This window comes from Colwellia piezophila ATCC BAA-637, from assembly GCF_000378625.1.
GTDB classification, from domain to species: Bacteria; Pseudomonadota; Gammaproteobacteria; order Enterobacterales; family Alteromonadaceae; genus Colwellia; species Colwellia piezophila.
On sequence record NZ_KB905177.1, the window covers coordinates 29,097 to 54,549 of the forward strand.

The following is a 25,453-nucleotide window of genomic DNA, read 5'->3' on the forward strand; positions in this document are numbered from 1 at the left end:
TACAACATGAAACTGGGTTGAGATAAAACAATATAAAAAAAACAAAAACAAAACATAAGGGAGTAAACAAAACAGCAAGTTTATAAATTCACTGTCTTGTTGAAACTAAAGTGATAATAAACCCTTATATTGTGTTTTACTGTGTAACTAGTGTAATCTTTTGTGCTAAAAGGCTACTACTCGCTACATTTTAGTAAAATAGCCTTAAGTCATTGTAAAAGACTTGACCTGTTTACAAAAAATACGCTATTTTAAACGCCTGTTTAAATTCACAATTTTATTGTGTATCAATAAAGCAGTGAATCAACACCCGCGAACAATTATCCAGCTAAACAGCAAACAGTATAAGATGATTTATGAGTACTAAAAATAAAATATTAGACGCCGCCGATGTCCTTTTTGCCGACAAAGGCTTTAATGGTACCTCATTAAGAGAGATCACTAGCCAAGCCAATGTTAATTTAGCGGCGGTAAATTATCACTTTGGCTCTAAGAAAGAGTTGATAAAGTCGGTTATGTCTCGTTATATGGATGAGTTGTCACCACAGTTAGAATCTGCGTTGTTACTTATTTGCCAAGCAAAACGTAAACCGACATTACATGAGGTTTTTTCTGCTTTTATAGAGCCGTTATTAAGTCTTAATGAGTTTAAAGAAAACGGCACCAGTACCTTTTTACAATTATTAGGACGTGGTTACACCGATAGTCAGGGATTTTTACGTTGGTTTTTAACAACTCAATATCCTGATGTATTCACCAACTTTACCAAGGCGGTAAAAAAAGCTTACCCAGAGCTAAGTACTGAAGAGATGTTTTGGCGCTTACACTTCACTATGGGCACTATAGTTTTTACTATGTCATCAAGTGAGGCCTTAATTGATATTGCTCAAAATGATTTTGATAATAAGTTAGATATCGCAGGGGTTATCGAGCGTGTCATCCCTTACGTTTCAGCCGGCGTTGCCGCACCTATTTCTCCGCTTTAAAGCTATTCTGAAAAGACTGCCAGTGATTTTCACTGCAGTCATTTACTCAAATACCTCATCTTTTGCTTAATGAAGGAATAGAGTGTATTCCCCTCTATATATCCCTATCAATTATTGAAGACAAGTTCTGCTTTTAACGACAATTTGTATTATAATCCGCGCCAATGATGCTATTTCAGTATTTTACGAGTTTATTTAGGGTTTAGGTGACATATGAGTGTTGATTCAATTGGTTTATCGGCTGATTTATTAAAAGCGGTTAAGGCGTGTGGTTATAAAAATTTAACCCCGATTCAGCAAGAAGCCATTCCTGTTATTCGCCAAGGCACTGATCTTCTCGCTAGCGCACAAACAGGGACCGGGAAAACGGCTGCTTTTAGCTTACCAATTTTGGATGCAATTGCTAAAGCTAATCATGCCTCTCACAGTGCTACCGGTTCAGAGAATGAAAGAAGTGCCTCAGGTCAGGGGATTCGAGCGTTGATACTAACACCAACCCGTGAGCTTGCTATACAAGTCAGCGAAAATATCAAGCAGTTTAGTCAGTATCTACCGGTAAAATGTGGCGTGGTTTATGGTGGAGGTAAAGTCGCCTCACAAACCAAGATGCTTAAACAAGGTCTTGATATTTTAGTGGCAACACCTGGTCGCCTATTAGAGCACTTAACTTCGCACAATGTAGATTTATCACAAGTGAAGTTTCTGGTACTTGATGAAGCAGATCGCATGCTAGATATGGGGTTTTTAACCGACATAGAGAAGTTACTCATTGCCATTAAACATAAACATCAAACGTTAATGTTTTCAGCTACTTTCTCAGAACGAGTCAAATCATTAGCCAATCAATTGTTAAAAACGCCAAAGACCATTAGCATTTCTAGAGAAAACACCACCTCAGGTAAAATAAAGCAATCTGTTTACTGGGTAAGTGAAGCACGCAAACGTGAATTACTTTCTGAGTTGATTGGGGTGAATAACTGGCAGCAAGTACTTGTTTTTGCTGGTACCAAAGAAAGCGCTAATCTCTTAGCAAAAGAACTAAAACTTGACGGTATTAAAGCGGCATTATGCCATGGCGATAAAACCCAAGGTGCAAGAAATAAGGCCCTAGAACAATTTAAAGAAGGTAAAGTGCGCGTGTTAGTGGCAACCGATGTTGCGGCTCGAGGTTTAGATATTGAAGATCTAGCCTACGTAGTTAACTTTCATTTACCCTTTTTACCTGAAGATTATGTTCATCGCGTTGGTCGTACAGGCAGAGCAGGAAAGTCTGGTACGGCTATTTCTTTAGTGAGCCCGAAAGATGAACGTTTTTTAGGCAACATTGAAGAGCTTATTGGTCGGAAATTTGAACGTGTTGTGGTACCAGGTTACGAGTTTAATCGCCAAGAAGCTGATGCTTATCAAGAGGCTAGTGTAAAGCGTGACAGTAAAAATAGATATCGTGCCACGCAGGAGAAAAATCAAAACTTAGCTAAGAAAGATGTTAAAAGCAAAGCCCAGAGTAAGAATAAAGCGGCGCGAACTAACAGCAAGTACAATAATAAGATTCAGAAAAAACGTTAGAACTTGCCAAATCATAGCGAAAAACCAGTGACTACTTCTGTGGTTATAACAGAAACACCTTTTGATAAAAGGTGTTGTTGCTGGTTTTGTGGTGAGCCTCGCGATGGAGACTTTATCTTTCCGTCCCCTAAACCACTAAGCTCTTATGAAGAGAATAACTATCTAAGACCGAGTTGTCCTCATCCGGTACTATCCATTCCAAGTTGTAGTGAATGCCAAAGAATCGCTAAAAAAGCACAAGTAGCGAATATTTGGGCAGTCAATTCTTATGTAAAAAAACAATTATTGACGCATTATTCGAATGACCTAGCTATTGGTATTAATTGGTCTCAAGAAGAGTTGGCGACCAGTGAGTTTGAACAAGGAAATTTTGCGGGTTTTGCCCGAAGTGCCTGGTTTATGTATGAAGTTGCAAAAGGTCGGGTAAACTACGTGGGCTGGCCATTGGTAGCTAATGGCATTGAATTAGCAGTGATTAATTATGAAGACGTACTCATTGATACTTTTAGCTTTGACGGGGTGTCATATCCATCATTACCTGATGCTATTAAACACTATGCAGCGATATTCTTTTTAGATGAAGCTTACCTCTTTTCGGTTTTTCAGTATTTAGGGGAGAGCGCTATAAATGAAAAAGCCTTTGCCAAAGCGGTGCGTTTTTGCCGATTACTAGTCAATGCTACCCCACATGAACGTAAGCGTGCATTTGAAGATTTGATTGCTAGAGCAGAGTAGTCAGAGCATCAGCGAGTATAAAAACCACGGTAAAATCAGATACCCTAAATAGGCACTCAACGAGTGTTTACACTATCGTTAAATGTGCCGCAGAGGTCACTTTTCTTTGGTATAAGTTATCGTCTGCACGCGTGAAAAAACTCATTTCATTATCAGTTCTAGCCATAAAGGTTGAACCAATACTGCAGCCAAGTTGGTATTTACCCAGTATAACATTGCTCGTTAATGCTATGTTTATTCTACTTTCAATAATTACTAAGGCATTATCATTGGCATTCTCAATTATAATGGCAAATTCATCACCACCAAACCTAAATAAACTATCAGAGTTTCGAGTACATTGGCGCAATAAATTAGCAAACTCTTGCAAGACAATATCACCGGTTACATGACCAAAAGTATCATTAATCGCTTTAAATTTATTTAAGTCACCGAGTACAAGGCCCATCAAACTATGATGTCGATTGGCATTATACATGGCACGTTTCAATTGCTCATCAAAATATCGACGATTACCAAGCCCTGTTAAGGCATCTTGCATCGCAAGTTGAATTGCATCGTGGTAAGCAATGGCATTTTTTAAGGGATACCGTAAGCAATGGTGTAATTGTTCGAGTACTTTATGATTAGTTAAACTAATAGGGCTATTAATACCGTAGCTTAATGTGCCTATTGATTCCTTATCAATTTTCAACTCGAAGTGATTTTTTTGTTTAGCTTTTCTACTGCCACGTAAGGAGTGATGTAAGCTTTTGCTCTTAAAGTAAAGTCCCGAAAAATCAATATAGCGGGCAACCTCCATTGAGAATATCTGTAATAATTGCTCAACATCGAGGGTGGTTTGTAAGCTTGTCACCAAAGATAATGTCTGTTGTTTATCAAAAATACAATTTGAAAACGATTGGGCAATAAGCGCATCAGTGCTTAATGTACTATAGGTATTGAAGGGAGCGAATTTATTATCAAGTACGTTTAGTGTTTGCATACAACAACCTCATTAACTTTATCTGTTAACGCCAATTACTAAAGTATGACTTTTTTAAAAGTACTTTTTTGACGTTAATTTCAACTAATGAATTAGAAGCAAAAAACATACCGTTGTGCATAGTTCTATTGATTTTTAGCTGATTAGATAAATAGATCTGTAAACAACAAAGTTAACTGATTGAAATATAATTTTTTTTGTTGTTAATATACTTTAAGGCTAGGTAAACTCTATTTACGGTTATACGGATAATGTCTAAAATAACTTACTTAGCGGCAATATTTTGCCGCTCAGTTATTACGTTAAGTTGCGTTGTGTCGCTATCTTCAGTATTAAGAACTAACGAGTAAAAGAAAGGAAACTATGTGAGCGGTTATTTTGAAGTTCTGGCAATATTAACCTGTGCCGTATTTGTGGTTTGGTTATTTCGCCGTTTGAATTTACCGGCAATTTTGGCTTACTTATTCGCGGGTATGATTGTCGGTCAACACGGTTTAAACATTGCCCAAGACCAGATAGATTATGATCATTTTGCCGAGCTAGGTATTGTCTTTTTACTCTTTACCCTAGGGTTAGAATTCTCTTTGCCCAGGTTGAAGGCTATGCGTCATTTAGTGGTCTCTGTTGGTAGTTTACAAGTTGGTATTTCTCTACTGGTATTTATGATTGCTGGGCTTTTTTTCGGATTAAGTTTATCTGGCGCCTTTGTTGTTGGTAGTATATTAGCACTGTCTTCCACCGCGATTGTTATTAGGCAGTTAAGTGAAAGTGGCGCGATGAAGCGAAAATCAGGCCAACTTTCGGTGGCTATTCTGCTTTTCCAAGATGTAGCTGTCGTCCCCTTATTAATTATAATTCCTATGCTAGCCATGGATAGCCAAAGCTCTATGGTATGGGCATTAATGCTTGCTATGGTTAAAGGTGTGGTAGTAGTCGCGCTTTTATTATTTGTTGGTAAGTGGTTACTACCTAAACTTTTTAACATCATTGCCCAAGTTCGCACGGATGAATTGTTTGTTTTAACTACCTTGTTAGTGACTTTATTGGCGGCAGCTTTCACCCAATGGTTTGGATTATCGATGGCGCTAGGCGCTTTTCTGGCCGGCATGATGTTAAGTGAAAGTGAGTATAAGCACCAACTTGAAGCTGATATTAGACCCTATCGAGATATATTACTTGGCTTGTTTTTTATTACCGTTGGTATGAAACTTGATGTAGGTTTACTGGTTTCATCACCGTTTAGTTTGTTAGGCTTAATGATTTGTTTTATGGCGATTAAAGTCTTGGTGATTAAAACTCTGGCCGTAAAAGCCGGAGAGTCAAGTAAAGACGCATGGGCTTCAGGCTTTATGCTGGCACAAATGGGCGAGTTTGGTTTTGTTTTAATTGCACTGGCAAGCCAAAGTCAAGTCTTGCCGCTTGGTGTCGCTTCTATGTTACTTGGCGCGGGTGTTATCAGCATGGCGATTACCCCTTATATGATGAATAATGCCAGATCTTGGGCGCTATTCTTAAGTCGGGAAAAAACCGAAGAAACCATTGGTTTATCGTATCTACCTGAAAATAAAGTACTTGAAAATCACGTTATCATCTGTGGTTTTGGTCGAGTTGGCCAAACAGTCAGCCGGTTTTTAAAACAAGATAAAATAGATTTTGTCGCTATAGATGTTGACCCTCTGCGGACCCAAAAAGCCAGAGATGCCGGTGAGAAAGTGCTATTTGGCTCATCACGTCAAACTGAAGTGTTGAACGCCGCGGGTTTATCCAAAGCTAAGTTGGTCGTTATTGCTTTTGGTAATGATAAGCAGTCAATAGAGGTGATCCAAAAAGTGAGGAGCATGAATAGTGATGTACCTATTCTTGTCAGAACACGAAATGATGATCAACTCAATGCTCTACAAGATGCTGGTGCTAATGAAGTTGTGCCTGAAAGCTTAGAAGGCAGCTTGATGTTGGTTTCACAAGTACTGTCGTTATCGGGCGTGCCATTTTCTCGAATTATGCGTCGAATACAGAAAGAACGTAAAAATCACTATAATCATCTGCATGGTTTTTTTCAGGGGGAGCAAACCGATATGAGCCCTGAAGCTATTGATAGAATTGAGTTCGCTCATGCGATTCTCATTAATAACCACTCATTTTCCCGTGGTAAAACACTCGCCTATTTAGCACTTGAGCAACGTCGAGTTCATATTGTTGCCTTGCAACGAGACGGTGTAGAAACAGAGTCGCCCGCATTAGATACAGTTTTACAAAACCAAGATACCCTCGTTGTTAGAGGAAAACCGCGCAGAGTTGAGCGAGTTGAGCGCTACTTACAAGAAGGCGATTAATTTATTATGCAGTCAACTATGTAACGCGTATGCAAAGTTTAGCAATGAACAGTGTTTTTATAATACAATAACGACTTGAGTAAGCAGCACTAGCTGACAGGAAATAGTTTGTATTTAACCCTAGTTAATGCAGTGAATTTAACGTGAAGTAAATAAAACTGCTGTTAGATAAACATTGTTATGCTTATCTCAGCTTATTGCTGTTAACAATAATACCCTTAAATTTCTAGAAACTTCCTGATGGTTTGTTCTTGCTCCATGGCATCAGCAAAACCTAACCTTATTAGCTCACTGCAAAAGTTTTTCTCAAACAATAAGTAACTAACAATACTCGATTCCGAATCATTACCTATGCCAATGCCGCGTAAAAGTATGCGTATAGATAAGGGTAAATCGTAGTAATACTGACTAGCAATAGCATTAAAATCATGGCTTGGGTTAATGACAAAGCTATCTATATGTTGTAATCCTTCGTTTGCCTTTCTATTTTGAGCCGAAATTAACTTGAGGGTTTCGTTGATACGAGCCATGCGCTCTAGATCGCTATGCATGGTATCAGCAAACACCGAGTCCAGTAAATGACCGGCAATAGTTGCCGAACTTGGTGGATGAGGGTTATTTTCTTTGGCGTGTAAAGGCTCTTTCGGTTGATCAACGCCAATGACAAATATTTTTTTTGCTCCTAAATGAATAGCAGGGCTTAAAGGCGATAGCTGATGTACTGAGCCATCACCAAAATGCTGATCTTTAATTTTAACTGATGGAAACACCATAGGAATTGCTGAAGAAGCCATTAAGTGCTCAGTGTTCAGTTGGCACAATTCGCCGCGCCTTTTAGCGCGTGACCAAGGTAGGGCTAGACCATCAGATTGATAAAAGCTAATGGAGTCACCACTGCTATAACTTGATGCAGTAATCGATACTGCAGATAGGTAACCACGGGCAATATTATTATCAATACGGCTAAAATCTAGTATCTGATCAAGTAGCGCTCTTAGTGGTGCACTATTAAGTAAACTACGCGGTGTCTTATTGGCGTAGTCGGCTTGAAAACTCGCCAGCATTCCTTGCCCTATGTGGCTGTAGACCTTGATAGGGTCACTATGGTAAATACTCGATATATTAAAGTTTTTCCATGCCCACTCTAGTTTTTTTACGCCTAAATGAAAGCACGAAGCATAACACGCTAGTGAGGTGGTATTGATTGCACCGGCAGAGGTACCACAAAGAATAGAAAAAGGAATACCATGGTTTCTCGGAATAAATTTGGCAATAGCTGACAAAACCCCTACTTGATAGGCTGCACGGGCACCGCCACCGGTAAGTACTAGTGCATTTTTACTATTAAGGTAATTCCGTTTTAATGTCATAGATAGTGGGTTGTTTTTTATTTTTAAACTGTTTGAATAAGAGCTATTTTCTAATCGGCTTCAATGAGTTAAGTGTAAGTGCTTTTGATTTACTTCGCTAGGGAATAGCTGAATTAATACGGGGGATTTATCTTTAAAAATAAAAAAAGTCAGCAGAAGCTGACTTTTTAAAATGACATAGAATTATTAAATAGTATTGCTTTTACTCATCCATTTTTATTGCTAAAAGGTATTAAGGTCTACTTTTAAATAATCTTAACTACTAACGCGAGCGTTGGCAGCGTCTATCAATGGTTGCGATCCAGTTTGAAGGAATGATAGGTTAGCCGAAACAACTTTCTTTGGTAACTTTGAAATCATCAAAGAGCCTGTTTTTACTGAACCTGAAGTCGATGCAAACTCTAATAAGTTCTTACCATTACACTTAATACCGTTGAAGATACGACGAATTTTTAGTTTGTTCGTCTTTAAAAATGAACGCATGCGTTTCTTGTCATCGGTTGCCACGTACTGACAAATACTTGTCGCAATGTCAGCAGCTTGTGCCTTTGGTGTCGTTACAGCAGACGCTAATATTAAAAAAGTGATGGTTGAAGCTATTAATAATTTTTTCATTTTATAAACCTTAATAATTGAGTTAATAAAAGAAAAAACCACGGGATGTACCTGTTAACGAGGTGACTCCGCTGTCATAGATAAAATTGAATTATTTCACTTTTATCCTTAGACCGGTGGTTTTGCGTAACACGTTTTCGCGTGTTTTGCCTTTTCTTTGTCAAGGTTAAGTATCACGTAATTGTAACCAAAGTGCAAGTTAAATGGGCTGATTGGCACTATCTGAGGGATGGGTTACTGCTAAATAACTCAGATTTAGAGCAAGGAACAGTGGGGGGTAATAAAGGTAACAGTTTGATAGTTATTACCTTTACTAAAATTACTTAGTTTTGTTTGATCGCTTTTTATTTGTACAAAGTGTATTGTATTATTTTTTTACAAATTTGTACAAGTTTACAGTTTCATCTCTGGTATGTCTCCAGTTACAACAAGTTCACCTTCAGTTAACTTAATAATTTCTTCTACCGATACACCAGGGGCACGTTCTAACAAATGGAACTTACCGTCTTTAATTTCAATAAAGGCTAAATCCGTCAATACTTTTTTAATACAGCCTTTACCGGTTAATGGTAAAGTGCAGTTTTTCAGTAACTTGGATACGCCATGTTTAGAAGCGTGGGTCATAGTGACAATAATATTATCTGCCCCGGCAACTAAATCCATTGCACCGCCCATGCCTTTGATTAATTTACCTGGGATCATATATGAAGCGATATTACCATTAGCATCCACCTCAAAAGCGCCCAAGACGGTTAAATCTACATGGCCGCCACGTATCATGGCAAAAGATTCTGCCGAGTCAAATACTGAAGCACCAGCGGCCATAGTAACCGTTTGCTTACCAGCATTGATAAGGTCGGCATCAATTTCTTCTTCGGTTGGAAATTGCCCCATACCCAGTAAACCATTTTCTGATTGCAGCATCACCTCAATATCATCAGGGATAAAGTTTGCTACTAAGGTCGGGATACCTATGCCTAGATTAACGTAATAACCATCCTTTAACTCATTGGCAACACGCTGGGCGATTTGCTCTCTTGATAAAGCCATCGTTATACTCCTTTTACTGCTTGGGGATCTGCTGGGCGTGTCGTACGTTGTTCAATACGTTTTTCGAAAGTGCCTTGAATAAGGCGATTAACATAGATACCAGGTGTATGAATTTGATCCGGGTCTAACTCGCCAACTTCGACAATTTCTTCTACTTCAACGACGGTGATTTTACCGGCTGTTGCCGCCAAAGGGTTAAAGTTACGGGCTGTTTTTCTAAACACTAAATTACCGTATCTATCGGCTTTCCAGGCTTTTACAATGGCAAAGTCACCAACAATGGCTTCTTCTAGAATATAATCTCGGCCATTAAAATTGCGTACTTCTTTGCCTTCCGCTACGGGGGTGCCAACTCCTGTTGCGGTGAAAAATGCCGGAATACCAGCACCGCCTGCGCGCATTTTTTCGGCAAGTGTACCTTGAGGTGTTAATTCAACTTCTAATTCTCCCGCCATCATTTGACGTTCAAACTCTGCATTTTCACCAACATATGAAGCAACAATTTTTTTAATTTGTCGATTGGGTAATAACACACCTAAACCAAAGTCATCTACACCACAGTTATTGGAAACCAAGGTTAAGCCTTTAGTGCCTTTGCGTTTTATTTCGCTAATTAAATTCTCGGGAATGCCGCATAAGCCAAAACCACCTGAAATCACTGTCATGTTATCGGTAAGTCCAGCCATGGCTTCTTCATAGCTTGATACTACTTTGTCAAATCCTGCCATTTTTATCTCCTATTGCTTTATTCTGCATCGATTATTGTCGTGCTAAGCTTTCTGTTGTGCAAGGTAAGCGGTTGATACTTTAGAAATTGGCGCTTTGCCTAATTTTTTACTGATAAACCAACCTGCTTGCAGCAACTTATCGAAATCTATATTCGTTGTTATACCTAAACCGTTGAGCAAGTAAACAACATCTTCTGTGGCAACGTTGCCAGAGGCACCTTTAGCATAAGGACAGCCGCCTAAGCCTGCAATAGCACTATCGATTACCGAAACGCCACATTGTAGCGCGGCGTAAATGTTCGTTAACGCTTGTCCGTAGGTATCATGAAAGTGAACCGCTAGTTGAGCCGTTGGTACACGGGCATTTACTGCCTGTAGCATTTTAGTTACGCTAGCTGGAGTACCAACACCTATGGTGTCGCCAAGAGATATTTCGTAACAGCCCATAGCCAATAACTTTTCTGCCACCATGGCAACTTTCTCTGGCGCAATCTCACCTTCATAAGGACAACCGATCACACACGAAACATAACCTCGCACTTTAATATTACGCTTTTTAGCATCCGCTATTATCGGCGCAAAACGTGCAATACTTTCTTCGATAGAGCAATTAATATTTTTTTGACTAAAACTTTCTGAGGCGGCGGCAAAGATGGCAACTTCATCGGCATTAGCGGCAACCGCAGCTTCGTAGCCCTTCATATTTGGCGTTAAAGCCGCATAGACTACTTTACTATCACGCTTTATGGTGGCAAAAACTTCCGCAGAGGTTGCCATTTGCGGCACCCATTTGGGGGAAACAAAGCTGCCACTTTCAATATAACTAACGCCTGCATCAGCTAACTGCTCAATTAAGGCGACTTTATCAGCGGCACTGATAGCCTTGCCATTAATGAGAGCTTCATTTTGTAAACCATCTCGGGGGCCAACTTCAACAATCTTTACTTGCTTAGGTAATTTTTGTGGAAAAGCTGGGATTTGAATACTCATTATTATGTCTCGTCACTTTTACTTGTTACTTGTGCTGAAAAAGCGAGTAATTCAGCACCACCAGTAACCATATCACCGGCACTGAAATATACCTCATCTACCACACCGTCACTGGGCGCTTTAATGGTGTGTTCCATTTTCATCGCTTCCATAATAACCAGAGGCTGATCTTTACTCACTTGTTCACCTGGAGTTACCAAGACACTCACCATAGTGCCATTCATCGGGGCCGTTAAACCACCATGATGATCATCATCTTGATCTTGTCCATGATCTGGCAATACTTGGCTAAAGCTAAAAACGCCGTGTTCCTGATAAAGGCTTATGCTGTTATCAGTTTCGTTATGAGCCACAATGCTTTGGCTACGATGACCATCGAGAGTTACCGTGATTTTTTCACCTTCAATTTCTCCCTGACAATCAACCGCGTGGCTAGTGACGTCTGCACCGTTAATGGTGATCAAATAATAACTGGCACTACCTTGACGTTTTTGCTCAATGGTCACGGCATATTCAATATCATTATATGCCAATATTAATGAGTGATTATGGGGCTCATTTAAACGCCAAGCGTTAGTCATATGCCAAGGAGAATGGCGATCATTACTTTGTTTTGCTAGCGCTTTAGTTTTATTTTCAAGGGCGAGTATTAGGTACAAGGCGGCGGTAGGTAATTGCTTGGTTAATAACTCGTCTTTTTGCTTTTCATCACCTTGATGAAAAATAGCGTGGTGATTTTTTTCAATAAAACCGGTGTCGATGTCGGCATTTTTAAAAGCATCGGTAGTGGCTAAGTTATATAAAAATTCAATATTGGTGGTAACGCCATCAATGCGATATTCGCGTAAGGCTTTGGCTAAACGTTGTAAAGCTTTTTCCCTATTTTCATCCCAGACAATCAACTTTGCTATCATGGGATCATAAAAGACACTGACTTCATCACCTTGACGTACACCGGTATCAATACGTACATGTTTACTTTCGACCGGTGTTTTTAACAAATTTAATTGCCCGGTAGCGGGTAAAAAATCATTACTCGGGTCTTCGGCATAAATTCTTGCTTCAAAGGCATGACCGGTTATGGTCAATTCTTGCTGAGATTTTGGTAGTTTTTCACCAGCGGCAACACGTAATTGCCACTCGACTAAATCTTGTCCCGATATCATTTCAGTTACCGGATGCTCTACTTGCAAGCGGGTGTTCATTTCCATAAAATAAAATGAACCATCAACATCAAGTAAAAACTCAACCGTACCTGCGCCTTGGTAGCCAATCGCTTGCGCCGACTTTATTGCCATCTCACCCATTTTACTGCGCAGAAATTCACTCATGTTAAATGCCGGCGCTTCCTCAATCACTTTTTGGTGACGGCGTTGTACCGAGCAATCTCGCTCAAATAAGTACACCGCATTTTGGTGATTGTCGCAAAATACCTGAATTTCCACATGGCGAGGTTGTGTTAAATATTTCTCTACCAGCATGGTATCGTCACCAAAGGAAGACATTGCTTCACGTTTGGCAGCCGCAAAACCTGTCGAGAATTCTTCTTCACGCCACACTTGGCGCATACCCTTACCACCACCACCTGCTGTGGCTTTAAGCAGAACTGGGTAACCCATGGTATCTGCGGCATGTTTTAAGGTTTGTTCATTTTGATCGTCACCATGGTAACCCGGTACTAAGGGCACATTCGCTTCTGCCATGATGTTCTTGGCTGCAGACTTTGAGCCCATGGCTTCAATGGCGGCAACAGGAGGGCCGATAAAAGTAATATTCTCTTGCTGACAAGCACGGCAAAAGTCAGCATTTTCTGATAAAAATCCGTAACCTGGGTGGATAGCTTGCGCGCCTGTTTTCTTGGCAGCGGCAATCACTTTATCTATTACTAGGTAGCTTTCACGCGAAGGTGACGCGCCAAGATAAACGGCCTCATCAGCCATATGAACATGTAAAGCATCTTTATCGGCATCAGAATAAACGGCGACCGTTAAAATACCCATCTTTTTGGCTGTTTTTATAATGCGGCAAGCAATTTCACCACGGTTAGCAATTAATATTTTACTAAACATCTGTTTATCCTTCGCTGTCGTTACTATGGTTACTATTTAGGAGGTTGCTAGTTAGTTGATTGTCTGTAGTAGCACTTTGTTGCCAAGCAGGACTACGTTTTTCGAAAAAAGCGCTAAGGCCTTCTTGTCCTTCACTTGAAACTCGAATACTGGCAATACGTGCACTGGTGTCGCTGAGTAGTTGTTCGTTGATATCCTGATAAGCAACGTCAAAAGCAAGTTGTTTAGCTTGCCTCATTGCTTGTGGGCTATTGTTAAGCAGGGTGGTTATCATTCTCTCTACCGCCGGCGTTAATTCATTTGCCTCAACCACTTCATCAACTAAACCCAGTTGCATGGCTTTATCAGCAAAAAATCGCTCAGCAGTTTGGAAATAGCGTCGTGACGCTTTTAACCCTATGGCGTTAACCACATAAGGGCTGATGGTTGCAGGAATAAGTCCTAATTTAACTTCACTCAAGCAAAAACTGGCTTTGTCACTGGCGATAACTATGTCACAACAGCTTGCTAAGCCAACGGCGCCGCCGAAAGCAGCACCTTGGATTTTAGCGATGGTTGCTTGTGGGAGAAAGTTTAAGGCTTTAAGCATCTGCGCTAATTTATGAGCATCTTTAAGATTATCTTCATAAGAGTATCCTGCCATGCGTTTCATCCAGCCCAAATCTGCACCGGCACTAAAACTTTTACCATTCGCGGCTAGTACCATAATTTTAATATCATCACGCTGTGCGATATCATTAAAAATATCAGTTAATGTTTTGATAATAGTGTCATCAAAAGCATTATGCTTGGCAGCATTATCAAAGGTAACGGTGGCTACGCCATTGTCGTTAATTGTATAAAGCACCTTGCTTGAGTCACTTAAATTGTTTGGCTTATTTGAGTTTGCTGTGTCAATCGACATACTTTTTCCTTTACGCTTATTGCTGGTAGAGAGTACTCTTGTCTTGTACAGGCAAGTTACATTCTGAAAATACCAAATTTAGTGTCTGCAATGGTTTTATTGAGTGACGCTGAAATGGCTAAGCCTAAAACTTGGCGGGTATCAGCGGGGTCGATAATGCCGTCATCCCATAAACGGGCAGAGGCGTAATAAGGGTGACCTTGGTGTTCATAATTTTCAATGATCGGCTGTTTGTATGCTTGCTCTTCTGCTTCGCTCCAGCTTTCCCCTAACTTGGCTTTTTTATCACGAGTCACTTGTGCCATAACACCGGCAGCTTGTTCGCCACCCATTACTGAAATCCTCGCGTTTGGCCACATAAACAAGAAACGCGGATCATAAGCTCGGCCACACATACCGTAATTACCGGCGCCAAAGCTGCCGCCAATTAATATGGTAAATTTAGGCACTTGTGCGGTGGCAACAGCCGTAACCATTTTAGCGCCATGTTTGGCAATGCCGCCTGCTTCATATTGTTTACCGACCATAAAGCCGGTAATGTTTTGTAAAAATACCAGTGGAATTTTACGCTGTGCACACAGCTGAATAAAATGGGCACCTTTTTCCGCAGATTCACCGAATAACACCCCGTTATTAGCGACGATACCTACAGGGTAGCCAAAGATGTGGGCAAAACCACAGACCAAGGTATTACCATAAAGGGCTTTGAACTCATCAAAATTACTGCCATCAACGATCCGGGCAATAACTTCATGCACATCATAAGGTTGGCGGGTATCTTTAGGAATGATGCCGTAGATTTCATCGGCTTGATAGGCCGGCTCTTCAACCTTATTAAGGGATTGAATATTCAGGTTTACCGGTTTTACTCTGTTTAAGTTTTTAACCGCTGCGCGTGCAATATCAAGGGCATGATGGTCGTTTTGAGCGTAATGGTCGGTTACCCCAGAAGTACGACAATGTACGTCTGCGCCACCTAAGTCTTCAGCGGTAACCACTTCACCCGTTGCCGCTTTGACTAAGGGGGGGCCGGCTAAAAAGATAGTACCTTGTTCTTTAACAATAATTGATTCATCAGCCATGGCAGGAACATAGGCACCACCCGCGGTACATGAGCCCATAACGACGGCAATTTGTGGGATATTGTTGGCTGACATATTGGCTTGATTAAAGAAAATACGACCAAAGTGCTCTTTATCTGGAAAGACATCATCTTGGTTGGGTAAATTAGCGCCACCTGAATCAACAAGGTAGATACAAGGCAAGTTGTTTTCTTGAGCGATTGCTTGTGCTCTAAGGTGTTTTTTTACGGTTAGCGGATAGTAAGTGCCACCTTTAACTGTCGCATCATTAGCAACAATGACACACTCTTGCCCTGACACGCGACCAATACCGGTAATTATGCCAGCGCAAGGCACGTAATCATCATAGACTTTATAAGCGGCTAGTTGGGATAATTCTAGAAAAGGCGAGCCAGCATCGAGTAAAGCGTTAACTCGGTCACGTGGCAACAACTTACCTCGGTCTAAATGGCGCTGACGACTTCTATCACCACCACCTAGTTTCACTTCACTGAGCTTGTCACGCAAATCATTAATTTGAACTTGCATATGGGCAGCATTATCGACGAAGTCTTGGCTGCGAGTGTTTATTTTTGATATTAGCTTTGCCACGGGAGAGCCTTTTATTTGTTAGTATTCATTTATTTTATTGCGCTTTAACTCAACTACTGCGTTTAAAAATACTCATTGACTAACGTCAACTGCGCTTTTTTGCCTTGTATTTGAATTAAACTGCTGCAAACTAAACAATTACTGGTTAACTCATTGTTTGTTTGAACACTTATTAAATTGTTCTTTAATTTTTTACTAAACAGATATGTATTATCAGTAGTGATTCAGCTTTAAGTTAAATGGTGCAATAAAAAGGAAAGAGCACGGAGTTGACATGAGTCAATGAGTACTGTTGACGACTTTATTGCACCATCTAACGACAAGATGGCTCGCTATTTAGATTCGTTAAACAACTCACGACCTATCAACATTCTGCGGATCTCTGAAGTACCGGCACCAATTTCATATAACTTGGCATCACGTAATAAACGACCGGCGGGAAATTCATTAATATAACCATTGCCGCCGAGTAATTGAATGGTATCAAGTGCCATTTTTGTCGCTAGCTCTGCCGCAAACAAAATAACGGCTGCTGAATCTTTACGGGTGGTTTCACCACGATCACAAGCTTGAGCAACCATATACGCGTATGACTTAGCTGCATTCATTTGGGTATACATGTCAGCAATTTTACCTTGTACTAATTGGAACTCACCAATAGATTGGCCAAACTGTTTTCTGTCATGAATATAAGGTACGACCAAATCCATACAGGCATCCATGATGCCTAAAGAACCACCAGATAAAACCACGCGCTCGTAGTCTAAACCTGACATCAGTACACGTACGCCTTTGCCTTCACCGCCTAATATATTTTCTGCAGGAACCTCACAATCTTGAAAAACTAGCTCACAGGTATTAGAGCCGCGCATACCTAACTTGTCTAATTTTTGATGGCGAGAAAAGCCAGGGTAGTCACGTTCAACGATAAAGGCAGTAATTCCTTTTGAACCAGCACTGGTATCTGTTTTTGCATAAATAACATAAACATCGGCTTCTGGGCCGTTGGTGATCCACATTTTATTGCCGTTAAGAATATACTTATCACCTTTTTTATCAGCGCGAAGTTTCATACTTACTACATCAGAGCCAGCGTTTGGCTCACTCATCGCAAGCGCGCCAACGTGCTCACCGGTACAAAGCTTAGGTAGATATTTTAACTTTTGCTCATGTGAGCCATTTTTGCGTAATTGGTTTAAACATAAATTAGACATAGCGCCGTAACTTAAACCTACCGCAGCCGAAGCTCGACTGATTTCTTGCATGGTAATAATATGTTCTAAATAACCAAGTCCAGAGCCACCATATTCCTCTTCAACCGTCATACCTAATAAACCCATGTCGCCAAACTTGCGCCATAAATCTTTAGGAAAGACATTATCAATATCGATTTGTGCTGCGCGTGGCGCGATTTCATCACGGGCAAAAGCATTGACCTGATCGCGGATCATATCTACGGTTTCGCCTAAATTAAAATTAAGTGAGCTATATTGTGAAATCATGACGGTTATCTTCTCTCTATGTTAATTGTGCTAACGAGCTTTAGTCGTTAGGCGAATAATATTCTTTTGTTTTGTTGTCTAGGGTCTATTGATCTTTCGCGGTTAAATTTTGTTCGAGATAAAAACGTTTTAATCGCGGCGGGTAGTGTGTAGCCTAGTCACTCTAAGCAAATACTACTCAACAAAGAGTAAAACGTTTTTAGCCGAATCCTTCGGACAGTGTTTGTTGGTCATTTTTACGGCGTTATCGCCTTTTTATGTGGAACAACCACATTACAAAGGCTCTGCCTTGTATAAATACCCAACAAACGGCTGCAAAAACAATCTCGGAAGATCAAAAGCCCCTAGTTATCTTCTAATGTTATTAGGGTTTTTTGACAATTATTTTCTAAATCATTTAATTCAATCAATACGGCACTTATATCAACAAGCTGTTGTTTTAAATCACTTTTCTTGTTGTTTATTAACGTCACAATGCTAGTGAGTTGTTTAGCACTGGTTTTATCAACATCGTATAACTCAAATAACTGTCCTGTTTCTGCTAATGAAAAACCTAGGCGTTTACCGCGTAAAATTAACTTTAGTCGAACCTTGTCCCTTTGGTTATAAATTCGCGTTTGTCCTTTGCGTGTTGGAGATATTAGCCCTTGGTCTTCATAAAAACGTATGCTGCGTGTCGTGATATCAAACTCTTTTGATAAATCACTAATAGAATATTTTACTTGGCTATCTTTTAAGGTCATGTTTAAGGCTCGTACTGCTGATTTGTGCTTTGCGGGTACAACACATCTTGATAAAAACTATTTATTGATTTATCTTATATGAAGTTGACGTTAACGTAAAGGTTGCTTTTTTAGAGGGCTGCAATGACAATTGTTCATAGCCTGTAAGAAAGTGCTTACAAATGGCTTTTTATTAACAACCTTAGTTATTGGGTTTACGTTGGCGTAAAGTGCCGATTAAGTTAGGCTAAAATACAGGCCATTAATTTGTGCAAATTTATATCCATTAATGCTTTATAAGAAGCTGGAGATCTCCATGTCTACAACCGTGTCATCATCTGATCCTATTGTTATTGTTTCTGCTATAAGAACCCCTATGGGCGGCTTTGGTGGTTGCTTATCCCCTGTAACGGCTCCCGAACTTGGTGCTAGTGCAATTAAAGCAGCGGTGGCGCAGGCTAATTTAGCCAATGACCAAATAGATGAAGTGATAATGGGCTGTGTTTTACCTGCTGGCGTAAAGCAAGCTCCTGCACGTCAAGCCGCCATCTCAGCTGATTTAGCACTATCAACCGTGTGTACCACGATTAATAAAGTGTGTGGTTCAGGCATGAAAGCCGCCATGCAAGCACATGATGCGTTACTTGCCGGTTCAATTGATGTGGCTGTTGCTGGCGGTATGGAAAGCATGAGTAATGCACCTTATATTTTACCTAAAGTAAGAACAGGTTTACGTATGGGGCACGGCCAAGTCATTGATCATATGATGCAAGACGGCTTAGAGAATGCCTATGATGGTATTTCAATGGGCTGTTTTGCCCAAGAAACGGCCGATGAAGCTGGTTTTACTCGTCAAGCTATGGATGAATTTGCGATCCGTTCACTTTCGCGTGCCAATGCTGCCATTGAAAGTGGTGCTTTTAAAAATGAAATTACGCCAGTTACCGTGATTAATAGACGTAAAGAAACGCTGATTGATACGGATGAACAGCCGGGCAATGCTCGCCCAGATAAAATTCCGTCATTGCGCGCCGCTTTTACAAAAGACGGTACGATTACCGCCGCTAACTCCAGTTCAATTTCAGATGGCGCTGCAGCGTTAGTGATGATGAAATTATCACAAGCGAAAAAACGTGGTTTAACCCCACTTTGTAAAGTGGTTGCTCATGCTACTCACGCTCAAGCACCAGCTGAGTTTACTGTGGCTCCAGTTGGCGCTATGAATAAACTACTTGATAAAGCCGGTTGGACTACTGATGACGTAGATATATTTGAGATTAACGAAGCGTTTGCCATGGTCACTATGTTAGCGGTTAAAAATATGTCGTTAGATATAAATAAAGTGAATATTCATGGTGGCGCTTGTGCATTAGGTCATCCATTGGGTGCCAGTGGCGCGCGTATTATGGTTACCTTAATTCATGCATTGAAAAATAAAGGTTTATCTAAAGGTGTTGCTTCGCTTTGTATTGGTGGTGGTGAAGCCACTGCAATTGCCTTAGAAATGCTGTAGTTATTTATCTTAGTGTTGTATGGCTCAATTTATTCGTCAAAAGTACTCATTGACTACCGTCAACTCCGTGCTTTTTCCTTCAACTAGAGCCATACAACTTAAAGCTGAATAACTACCTACGAAACATATAAAGAGATGTTTCTCTAAATACAGGAATTACCAATGAATTTTGATTTAACTGAAGACCAAAAGATGTTTGCTGATTTGGCGAAGCAATTTAGCGACAGCGAATTATTACCTAATGCTGCTAAGTGGGATTTAGAACATACCTTTCCCAAAGATGTCATCACTAAAGCCGGCGAGTTAGGTTTTTGTGGTTTATATGCGCCAGAAGAGGCTGGCGGTCTTGGCTTAAGTCGTCTTGATTCTTCAATTATTTTTGAACAGCTAGCAATGGGCTGTACAACAACAACCGCCATGATGACTATCCATAATATGGCCACTTGGATGATTGCCACTTGGGGCACAGCTTCGGTAAAAAATACCTGGTGCCCACAATTAGTAACAGGTGAAAAGTTAGCGTCTTATTGTCTTACCGAGCCCGGCTCAGGCTCAGATGCCGCATCACTTAGCACCAGTGCGAAAAAAGACGGCGACAATTATATCGTTAATGGTTCGAAAGTGTTTATTTCCGGCGCGGGTGAAACTGAAGTATTAGTTGTTATGGTACGCACCGGTGGGGCTGGCGCTAAAGGTATTTCAGCTTTAGTTATTCCAGCAGATCTTGAAGGGGTAATTTATGGCAAAGCAGAGGAAAAATTAGGTTGGAACGCACAACCAACAAGGCAAATTACTTTTGATAATGTCAAAGTTCCGTTAGAAAATTTATTGGCGAGCGAAGGGGAAGGTTTTTCACTCGCAATGAAAGGACTTGATGGTGGTCGTATAAATATTGCTACTTGTTCTATTGGCACAGCGCAACAAGCCTTAAATACAGCTATGACTTATATGAAAGAGCGGGAACAATTTGGTAAACCCATCGCCGCTTTCCAGGGCTTACAATTTAAACTTGCCGATATGGCAACAGAATTGGTTGCAGCAAGGCAACTTGTACGCTTAGCCGCTTATAAACTCGATCAAAATGATCCTGAAAAAACGGCCTATTGTGCCATGGCAAAACGGTTTGCAACTGATGTAGGCTTCCAAGTGTGCGATGCTGCGCTGCAAATTCATGGCGGTTACGGTTATATCAAAGAATACCCTTTAGAGCGTCACTTTAGAGATGTACGAGTGCATCAAATTCTTGAAGGTACCAATGAGATCATGCGCGTTATTATTGCCAGAAGGTTATTAACCGAAGGGGCAGGGCAATTGCTCTAGGCATCATCTTACACAGACATGAGTTTTATGAAAAATAGCGCTCATGAAAATAGCCACAACTAATATAAGAATTTAGTAAAGGAAATAAAATGTCTGATTATTCATCACAGTTTTTAAGAGTAGAAGTTATTGCTCATACTGCCGTTGTAACCTTTAACAATCCTCCTGCACACACGTGGACAGCGCAAAGCTTGGCTGATTTACGTGATTTAATTTTAAAGCTCAATAAAGATAAAGATATTTATGCACTGGTTTTAACGGGTGATGGTAGTAAGTTTTTCTCTGCGGGTGCTGATTTAAATGTATTTGCAGATGGAGATAAACAAATCGCTGCAGAGATGAGTGATATTTTTGGTCAAGCATTTGAAACATTGGCCAATTTTGGTGGTGTTTCTATCGCGGCTATTAATGGCTATGCCATGGGCGGCGGATTAGAAGTCGCTTTAGCTTGTGATATTCGTATTAGTGAACAACATGCAGTCATGGCATTGCCTGAAGCAAGTGTTGGTTTATTGCCCTGTGCGGGTGGTACGCAAAACTTAGCACTGTTAGTCGGGGAAGGCTGGGCTAAGCGTATGATTTTATGTGGAGAACGCCTTGATGCGGATAAAGCATTAAAAGTTGGTTTAGTTGAAGAGGTTGTTGCTCAAGGTGAAGGTAAATCTGCGGCAATTGCTTTAGCGGCTAAAGTCGCTAAACAAAGCCCCGTTGCAGTAACCGCTTGTAAGCGACTTATTCAAAAAAACCGAATCATGCCTATTAATAAAGTATTGATACAAGAGCGACAAGCATTTGTCGATTTATTTGATTCCCTTGATCAAAAAGAGGGTGTACAAGCTTTCTTAGATAAGCGTAAGCCTGTTTGGCAAAATAAGTAGTACTAATACTTTTAAACAGCCTATAAATAGGAAAAATTATGACAGATGTAGTTATTTTTAATGAAGTTGATTGTGAAAATGGTAAAAAACTAGGCGTAGTTACGCTTAACTCACCTCAGTCACTTAATGCCTTAAGTGGCGAGATGATCGCCCTACTGTACCCGCAATTGCTTACTTGGCAACTGCAAGACGACATTGCCGCGGTGTTTTTGCAAGGTGAAGGAGACAAAGCCTTTTGTGCTGGTGGTGATATTGTGCATTTATATGAGGCGATGAAAAATAATTCGCTGAAAAATAGCATTAGCACTGAAGATAAAATTAAAGCGCTGATTACAGATAAAAATTTCTCACCAGAAATTGAAGATTATTTTACCCAGGAATACCAATTAGATTATTTAATTCACAGCTTTAACAAACCCTTTATTGTTTGGGGTAGTGGTATTGTTATGGGTGGTGGTTTGGGCATGCTTGTTGGCGGCAGCCATAGGGTCGTTACTGAAAGCTCACGTATTGCCATGCCTGAAATTGGTATTGGTTTATTCCCTGATGTCGGCGGTAGCTACTTTTTAAATAAAATGCCTGCAGGTTGTGGTTTATTTCTTGTCCTAACAGGTGCATCAATCAATGCTGCAGATGCTAAATATTGCCAGCTTGCTGATTATTTTATTGAGCAGCAACACAAAGATAAATTTCTCGAACAACTTACAATCATTAACTGGGGCGAGACAATACCATTAAATCACGATAAAGCGGCGCAACTATTACAAGAGTTTGAACAAGGCTCAGTAAGTAAACTGCCAACATCGTTATTAAGAGAACATCAAACATTTATAAGTCAGTTAGTTGAAAAGCAAGACTTGAGCGAAATCGTTGCTGCTATCTTAAGTGTTGAAATAGAAGGTAAGTGGTTTAGTCGAGCACAAAAGTCATTGAAAAATGGCAGTGCTTTAAGTGCCCAGTTGGCTTATTCACAATTACAGCTAGGTAAAGGCATGTCATTAGCTGATTGTCTTCGAATGGAATTAAACTTAGCGGTTAAGTGCGGACATTTTGGTGAGTTTCTCGAAGGTGTCAGAGCATTATTAATTGATAAAGATAATAGCCCAAAATGGCAATATCCGTCTGTTGAGTTAATTGATGAAAATGTACTTGATTGGTTCTTCGAGTCTAAGTGGTCTAAAGCAGCACATCCGCTGGCTAAACTTGGCTAAACTTGGCCAAATATTGGTTAACACAGAGTTAAAGCAAGAGCTAGTACTGGGTTAGCGCCTAGTTATTAGATAAGACATATAACAACTGTAACAATTTTTAAGGGATAATTATGGCTAATATCGCGTTTATTGGTTTGGGTAATATGGGCGGCCCAATGGCTATTAATTTGGCTAAAGCGGGTCACCACGTTTGTGTTTTTGACCTTTCAGCTGATGCTGTAGCTCATGTCGTTGCAGCAGGAGCAAGTACTAAAGCTAGTGCTATAGACTGTGTCCAAGGTGCGCAATTTGTTATCTCAATGCTGCCAGCGGGTAAGCATGTTGATGCGGTATACTTAGCAGAAAATACTGGACTGATTAATCATATTGAACCAGGGTGTTTAGTTATTGATTCGTCAACTATTGATGCAGCTACCTCATGTAAGGTAGCTAAAGCACTGGCCGAAAAAAATATAAATTTTGTTGATGCTCCTGTTTCTGGGGGGGTTGGTGGCGCGGTTGCAGGTACGTTAAGCTTTATGGTGGGTGGCAGCAGTAAAGAGTTCACCCAAGCAGAGCCTATCTTGAAGGCTATGGGGAAAAATATTTTTCATGCTGGTGAGCATGGCGCTGGGCAAATAGCAAAAGTATGTAATAACATGCTGTTGTCAGTATTAATGGTAGGTACTAGTGAAGCATTACAATTGGGCATTGCTAATGGCTTAGATCCAAAAGTGTTATCTAACATCATGAGTAACAGCTCAGGCAGTAACTGGACCCTTGATGTATATAATCCATGCCCAGAGGTAATGGAAAATGTCCCCGCATCGAATGATTATCAAGGTGGTTTTATGGTTGATTTGATGGCTAAAGATTTAGGCTTAGCCATGGAAACTTCATTAGCTAGTCAATCTTCTACTCCTATGGGATCGTTGGCGCGTAGTTTATACGCTATGCATGCAGCCTCAGGTAATGGCAGTAAAGATTTTTCCAGTATATTTAAACTATTTAATAAAAATTAAGTTGAGATAAATGAAATTACAAGATAAAACAATCGTTATCACCGGTGGTGGTCAAGGCTTAGGTCTATCTATGGCAATAAGCTTTGCCAAAAGTGGCGCCAATATTGCGTTAATCGATTTAAATGAAGAGCAGCTAAAAGAAAGCGTTAAGGAAGTTACTGCAGCGGGCAATGAAAATATAAAAGTTAACTACTACTTAGCTAATGTCACTAAAGAAGCTGAAGTAGAGCAAACCTTCAAACAAATTAATCAAGACTTCGATGGTATTGATGGCTTAGTTAATAATGCTGGTATATTACGTGACGGCATGTTTGTAAAAGCTAAAGATGGTGTTGTTGCTAAGAAGATGTCCTTAGAAAGCTTTCAGTCTGTGATTGACGTTAACCTTACCGGGGTGTTTTTATGTGGCCGTGAAGCAGCGGTTCATATGATTGAAGGACGCAGGAAAGGTGTCATTATTAATATGTCTTCTATAGCCCGTGGCGGTAATATGGGACAAACCAACTATGCAGCTGCAAAAGCAGGTGTGGTTGCGATGACAACAACTTGGGCTAGAGAGCTTGGCCGTCACGGTATTCGCGTGGGCGCTATTGCACCGGGAGTGATCCGAACAGCCATGACAGATGCTATGAAACCAGAGATGCGTGATAGGTTAGAGAAAATGAAACCTGTTGGTCGCTTGGGTGAAGCAGAAGAAATTGCCCACACGGCAAAATACATCTTTGAAAATGAATTCTTTACTGGTCGTGTTATTGAAATTGATGGCGGTCTTTGCATGTAGCTTGTATTTTTAGTTATTCTTGGCTACCTTTAGCTCGTTACTTAATCAATAAAGTACTTGTTTGTACTAAATTCGTTCAAACAAGCCGTTTTTTGTGAAAAACGAGTAATAAAGCTTGAACAAAACTTAAAATTCAATACAATGCGCTCCAGTTCCTAGGGGTTCAGGTGAAAACCATAACCAATAGGATGTTTTGATAAGTTATCTACTTCCTTTTAAGGGTAATCAGTTAACTTAACGTATAGTTTTAAAGTATTTTAAAGTAACTTAAAATAAACGTTGACATCAAAACCAGGCAGCGTATTATACGCCACCTGCTTCGGGGCAACAGCAACGAAGTCAAGCAAATAACGAATGAGATTATTTGCTTCTTAATTTCTCTAATAGAGAGTAGTTAAGATTTTCTTTAACAATTAGTTATCATGCAATTTGTGTGAGCACTCACATTAATGTTGTTTTACATAGTTTTCCTTTCGGGGAGAACAAAAACGCTTAATGAATGATGTTCATGCAAACAAATA

General features: G+C 40.2%; 21 protein-coding genes, 1 pseudogene and 1 riboswitch. Of the genes and pseudogenes, 11 read left to right on the plus strand and 11 right to left on the minus strand.

Translation table 11 applies throughout. The features are described 5' to 3' along the window. The first annotated feature begins 356 nt into the window (after positions 1-356). The 3 genes from psrA to F580_RS0121940 all read left to right on the plus strand — a co-directional run bounded on the left by psrA (position 357) and on the right by F580_RS0121940 (position 3,287). Positions 357-986, plus strand: coding sequence for a TetR family transcriptional repressor PsrA (gene psrA / locus F580_RS0121930; RefSeq protein ID WP_019029911.1), 630 nt, complete (start codon positions 357-359; stop codon positions 984-986). Positions 987-1,199: 213 nt separating this feature from the next. After that, the gene (locus F580_RS0121935) at positions 1,200-2,552 is read left to right on the plus strand and encodes a DEAD/DEAH box helicase (RefSeq protein ID WP_019029912.1); all 1,353 of its coding nucleotides are present in this window, start codon (positions 1,200-1,202) and stop codon (positions 2,550-2,552) included. Between the two features lie 3 nt (positions 2,553-2,555). After that, positions 2,556-3,287, plus strand: coding sequence for a hypothetical protein (locus F580_RS0121940; protein ID WP_245560673.1), 732 nt, complete (start codon positions 2,556-2,558; stop codon positions 3,285-3,287). A gap of 67 nt (positions 3,288-3,354) precedes the next feature. Here the strand turns inward: F580_RS0121940 and F580_RS0121945 are convergent, their stop codons facing one another. After that, positions 3,355-4,272, minus strand: coding sequence for a GGDEF domain-containing protein (locus tag F580_RS0121945; RefSeq protein ID WP_019029914.1), 918 nt, complete (start codon positions 4,270-4,272; stop codon positions 3,355-3,357). A 365-nt stretch (positions 4,273-4,637) separates the two neighbouring features. Here F580_RS0121945 and F580_RS0121950 point away from each other — a divergent pair, with 365 nt between their 5' ends. Beyond that, positions 4,638-6,605: a monovalent cation:proton antiporter family protein gene (locus tag F580_RS0121950; RefSeq protein ID WP_019029915.1), complete on the plus strand. Its 1,968-nt coding sequence runs from the start codon at positions 4,638-4,640 to the stop codon at positions 6,603-6,605. A gap of 218 nt (positions 6,606-6,823) precedes the next feature. Here F580_RS0121950 and F580_RS0121955 read toward each other — a convergent pair whose 3' ends face one another. From F580_RS0121955 to F580_RS0122000, 9 genes are all read right to left on the minus strand, one after another. Continuing rightward, the gene (locus tag F580_RS0121955) at positions 6,824-7,975 is read right to left on the minus strand and encodes a patatin-like phospholipase family protein (protein WP_019029916.1); all 1,152 of its coding nucleotides are present in this window, start codon (positions 7,973-7,975) and stop codon (positions 6,824-6,826) included. Between the two features lie 255 nt (positions 7,976-8,230). After that, positions 8,231-8,590, minus strand: coding sequence for a DUF3718 domain-containing protein (locus tag F580_RS0121960; RefSeq protein WP_245560674.1), 360 nt, complete (start codon positions 8,588-8,590; stop codon positions 8,231-8,233). Positions 8,591-8,648: 58 nt separating this feature from the next. After that, positions 8,649-8,751, minus strand: a riboswitch (cyclic di-GMP riboswitch). A 232-nt stretch (positions 8,752-8,983) separates the two neighbouring features. After that, entirely contained in the window at positions 8,984-9,640 is a 657-nt protein-coding gene (locus F580_RS0121970; RefSeq protein WP_019029919.1) for a 3-oxoacid CoA-transferase subunit B, read from the minus strand. Positions 9,641-9,642: 2 nt separating this feature from the next. Then, positions 9,643-10,368, minus strand: coding sequence for a CoA transferase subunit A (locus F580_RS0121975; protein WP_019029920.1), 726 nt, complete (start codon positions 10,366-10,368; stop codon positions 9,643-9,645). A gap of 42 nt (positions 10,369-10,410) precedes the next feature. Further along, positions 10,411-11,358, minus strand: a complete 948-nt coding sequence (locus tag F580_RS0121980) for a hydroxymethylglutaryl-CoA lyase (protein ID WP_019029921.1) — start codon at positions 11,356-11,358, stop codon at positions 10,411-10,413. Between the two features lie 2 nt (positions 11,359-11,360). After that, positions 11,361-13,427 (minus strand): acetyl/propionyl/methylcrotonyl-CoA carboxylase subunit alpha, encoded by a 2,067-nt coding sequence (locus F580_RS0121985; protein WP_019029922.1) that lies wholly within the window; start codon positions 13,425-13,427, stop codon positions 11,361-11,363. Positions 13,428-13,431: 4 nt separating this feature from the next. Beyond that, positions 13,432-14,331 carry an enoyl-CoA hydratase/isomerase family protein gene (locus F580_RS0121990; protein ID WP_019029923.1) on the minus strand — a complete coding sequence of 300 codons (900 nt, stop codon included), beginning with the start codon at positions 14,329-14,331 and terminating at the stop codon, positions 13,432-13,434. 56 nt (positions 14,332-14,387) lie between these two features. Further along, positions 14,388-16,004, minus strand: coding sequence for a carboxyl transferase domain-containing protein (locus F580_RS0121995; RefSeq protein ID WP_019029924.1), 1,617 nt, complete (start codon positions 16,002-16,004; stop codon positions 14,388-14,390). A 332-nt stretch (positions 16,005-16,336) separates the two neighbouring features. Continuing rightward, on the minus strand, positions 16,337-17,506 hold the full coding sequence (locus F580_RS0122000; RefSeq protein WP_019029925.1) for an isovaleryl-CoA dehydrogenase: 1,170 nt from the start codon (positions 17,504-17,506) through the stop codon (positions 16,337-16,339). Between the two features lie 145 nt (positions 17,507-17,651). Here F580_RS0122000 and F580_RS27020 point away from each other — a divergent pair. After that, a pseudogene (locus F580_RS27020) lies at positions 17,652-17,855 on the plus strand (hypothetical protein); the annotation flags it as partial. Here the strand turns inward: F580_RS27020 and F580_RS0122005 are convergent. Continuing rightward, on the minus strand, positions 17,851-18,249 hold the full coding sequence (locus F580_RS0122005; RefSeq protein ID WP_019029926.1) for a MerR family transcriptional regulator: 399 nt from the start codon (positions 18,247-18,249) through the stop codon (positions 17,851-17,853). The pseudogene F580_RS27020 and the gene F580_RS0122005 sit on opposite strands and share 5 nt — an antisense overlap. Before the next feature lie 295 nt (positions 18,250-18,544). Here F580_RS0122005 and F580_RS0122010 point away from each other — a divergent pair, with 295 nt between their 5' ends. The 6 genes from F580_RS0122010 (at position 18,545) to F580_RS0122035 (ending at position 24,932) form a co-directional block, all read left to right on the plus strand. Further along, the gene (locus F580_RS0122010; RefSeq protein WP_019029927.1) at positions 18,545-19,741 is read left to right on the plus strand and encodes an acetyl-CoA C-acyltransferase; all 1,197 of its coding nucleotides are present in this window, start codon (positions 18,545-18,547) and stop codon (positions 19,739-19,741) included. Between the two features lie 162 nt (positions 19,742-19,903). Next, positions 19,904-21,061 carry an acyl-CoA dehydrogenase family protein gene (locus F580_RS0122015; RefSeq protein WP_019029928.1) on the plus strand — a complete coding sequence of 386 codons (1,158 nt, stop codon included), beginning with the start codon at positions 19,904-19,906 and terminating at the stop codon, positions 21,059-21,061. An 89-nt stretch (positions 21,062-21,150) separates the two neighbouring features. Further along, positions 21,151-21,939, plus strand: a complete 789-nt coding sequence (locus F580_RS0122020) for an enoyl-CoA hydratase (protein WP_019029929.1) — start codon at positions 21,151-21,153, stop codon at positions 21,937-21,939. A gap of 38 nt (positions 21,940-21,977) precedes the next feature. Then, positions 21,978-23,150, plus strand: coding sequence for an enoyl-CoA hydratase/isomerase family protein (locus tag F580_RS0122025; RefSeq protein WP_019029930.1), 1,173 nt, complete (start codon positions 21,978-21,980; stop codon positions 23,148-23,150). Positions 23,151-23,260: 110 nt separating this feature from the next. Beyond that, on the plus strand, positions 23,261-24,151 hold the full coding sequence (gene mmsB / locus F580_RS0122030) for a 3-hydroxyisobutyrate dehydrogenase (RefSeq protein WP_019029931.1): 891 nt from the start codon (positions 23,261-23,263) through the stop codon (positions 24,149-24,151). 10 nt (positions 24,152-24,161) lie between these two features. Then, positions 24,162-24,932, plus strand: a complete 771-nt coding sequence (locus F580_RS0122035) for an SDR family oxidoreductase (RefSeq protein WP_019029932.1) — start codon at positions 24,162-24,164, stop codon at positions 24,930-24,932. The last annotated feature ends 521 nt before the right edge of the window (positions 24,933-25,453 follow it).

What these genes read in the sequence shown, in the direction of transcription:
- psrA (WP_019029911.1), top strand. Translation starts at nt 357, where the DNA reads ATGAGTACTAAAAATAAAATATTAGACGCCGCCGATGTCCTTTTTGCC.
- F580_RS0121935 (WP_019029912.1), top strand. Translation starts at nt 1,200, where the DNA reads ATGAGTGTTGATTCAATTGGTTTATCGGCTGATTTATTAAAAGCGGTT.
- F580_RS0121945 (WP_019029914.1), bottom strand. Translation starts at nt 4,272, where the DNA reads ATGCAAACACTAAACGTACTTGATAATAAATTCGCTCCCTTCAATACC.
- F580_RS0121955 (WP_019029916.1), bottom strand. Translation starts at nt 7,975, where the DNA reads ATGACATTAAAACGGAATTACCTTAATAGTAAAAATGCACTAGTACTT.
- F580_RS0121960 (WP_245560674.1), bottom strand. Translation starts at nt 8,590, where the DNA reads ATGAAAAAATTATTAATAGCTTCAACCATCACTTTTTTAATATTAGCG.
- F580_RS0121970 (WP_019029919.1), bottom strand. Translation starts at nt 9,640, where the DNA reads ATGGCTTTATCAAGAGAGCAAATCGCCCAGCGTGTTGCCAATGAGTTA.
- F580_RS0121975 (WP_019029920.1), bottom strand. Translation starts at nt 10,368, where the DNA reads ATGGCAGGATTTGACAAAGTAGTATCAAGCTATGAAGAAGCCATGGCT.
- F580_RS0121980 (WP_019029921.1), bottom strand. Translation starts at nt 11,358, where the DNA reads ATGAGTATTCAAATCCCAGCTTTTCCACAAAAATTACCTAAGCAAGTA.
- F580_RS0121985 (WP_019029922.1), bottom strand. Translation starts at nt 13,427, where the DNA reads ATGTTTAGTAAAATATTAATTGCTAACCGTGGTGAAATTGCTTGCCGC.
- F580_RS0121990 (WP_019029923.1), bottom strand. Translation starts at nt 14,331, where the DNA reads ATGTCGATTGACACAGCAAACTCAAATAAGCCAAACAATTTAAGTGAC.
- F580_RS0122000 (WP_019029925.1), bottom strand. Translation starts at nt 17,506, where the DNA reads ATGATTTCACAATATAGCTCACTTAATTTTAATTTAGGCGAAACCGTA.
- F580_RS0122005 (WP_019029926.1), bottom strand. Translation starts at nt 18,249, where the DNA reads ATGACCTTAAAAGATAGCCAAGTAAAATATTCTATTAGTGATTTATCA.
- F580_RS0122010 (WP_019029927.1), top strand. Translation starts at nt 18,545, where the DNA reads ATGTCTACAACCGTGTCATCATCTGATCCTATTGTTATTGTTTCTGCT.
- F580_RS0122015 (WP_019029928.1), top strand. Translation starts at nt 19,904, where the DNA reads ATGAATTTTGATTTAACTGAAGACCAAAAGATGTTTGCTGATTTGGCG.
- F580_RS0122020 (WP_019029929.1), top strand. Translation starts at nt 21,151, where the DNA reads ATGTCTGATTATTCATCACAGTTTTTAAGAGTAGAAGTTATTGCTCAT.
- F580_RS0122025 (WP_019029930.1), top strand. Translation starts at nt 21,978, where the DNA reads ATGACAGATGTAGTTATTTTTAATGAAGTTGATTGTGAAAATGGTAAA.
- mmsB (WP_019029931.1), top strand. Translation starts at nt 23,261, where the DNA reads ATGGCTAATATCGCGTTTATTGGTTTGGGTAATATGGGCGGCCCAATG.
- F580_RS0122035 (WP_019029932.1), top strand. Translation starts at nt 24,162, where the DNA reads ATGAAATTACAAGATAAAACAATCGTTATCACCGGTGGTGGTCAAGGC.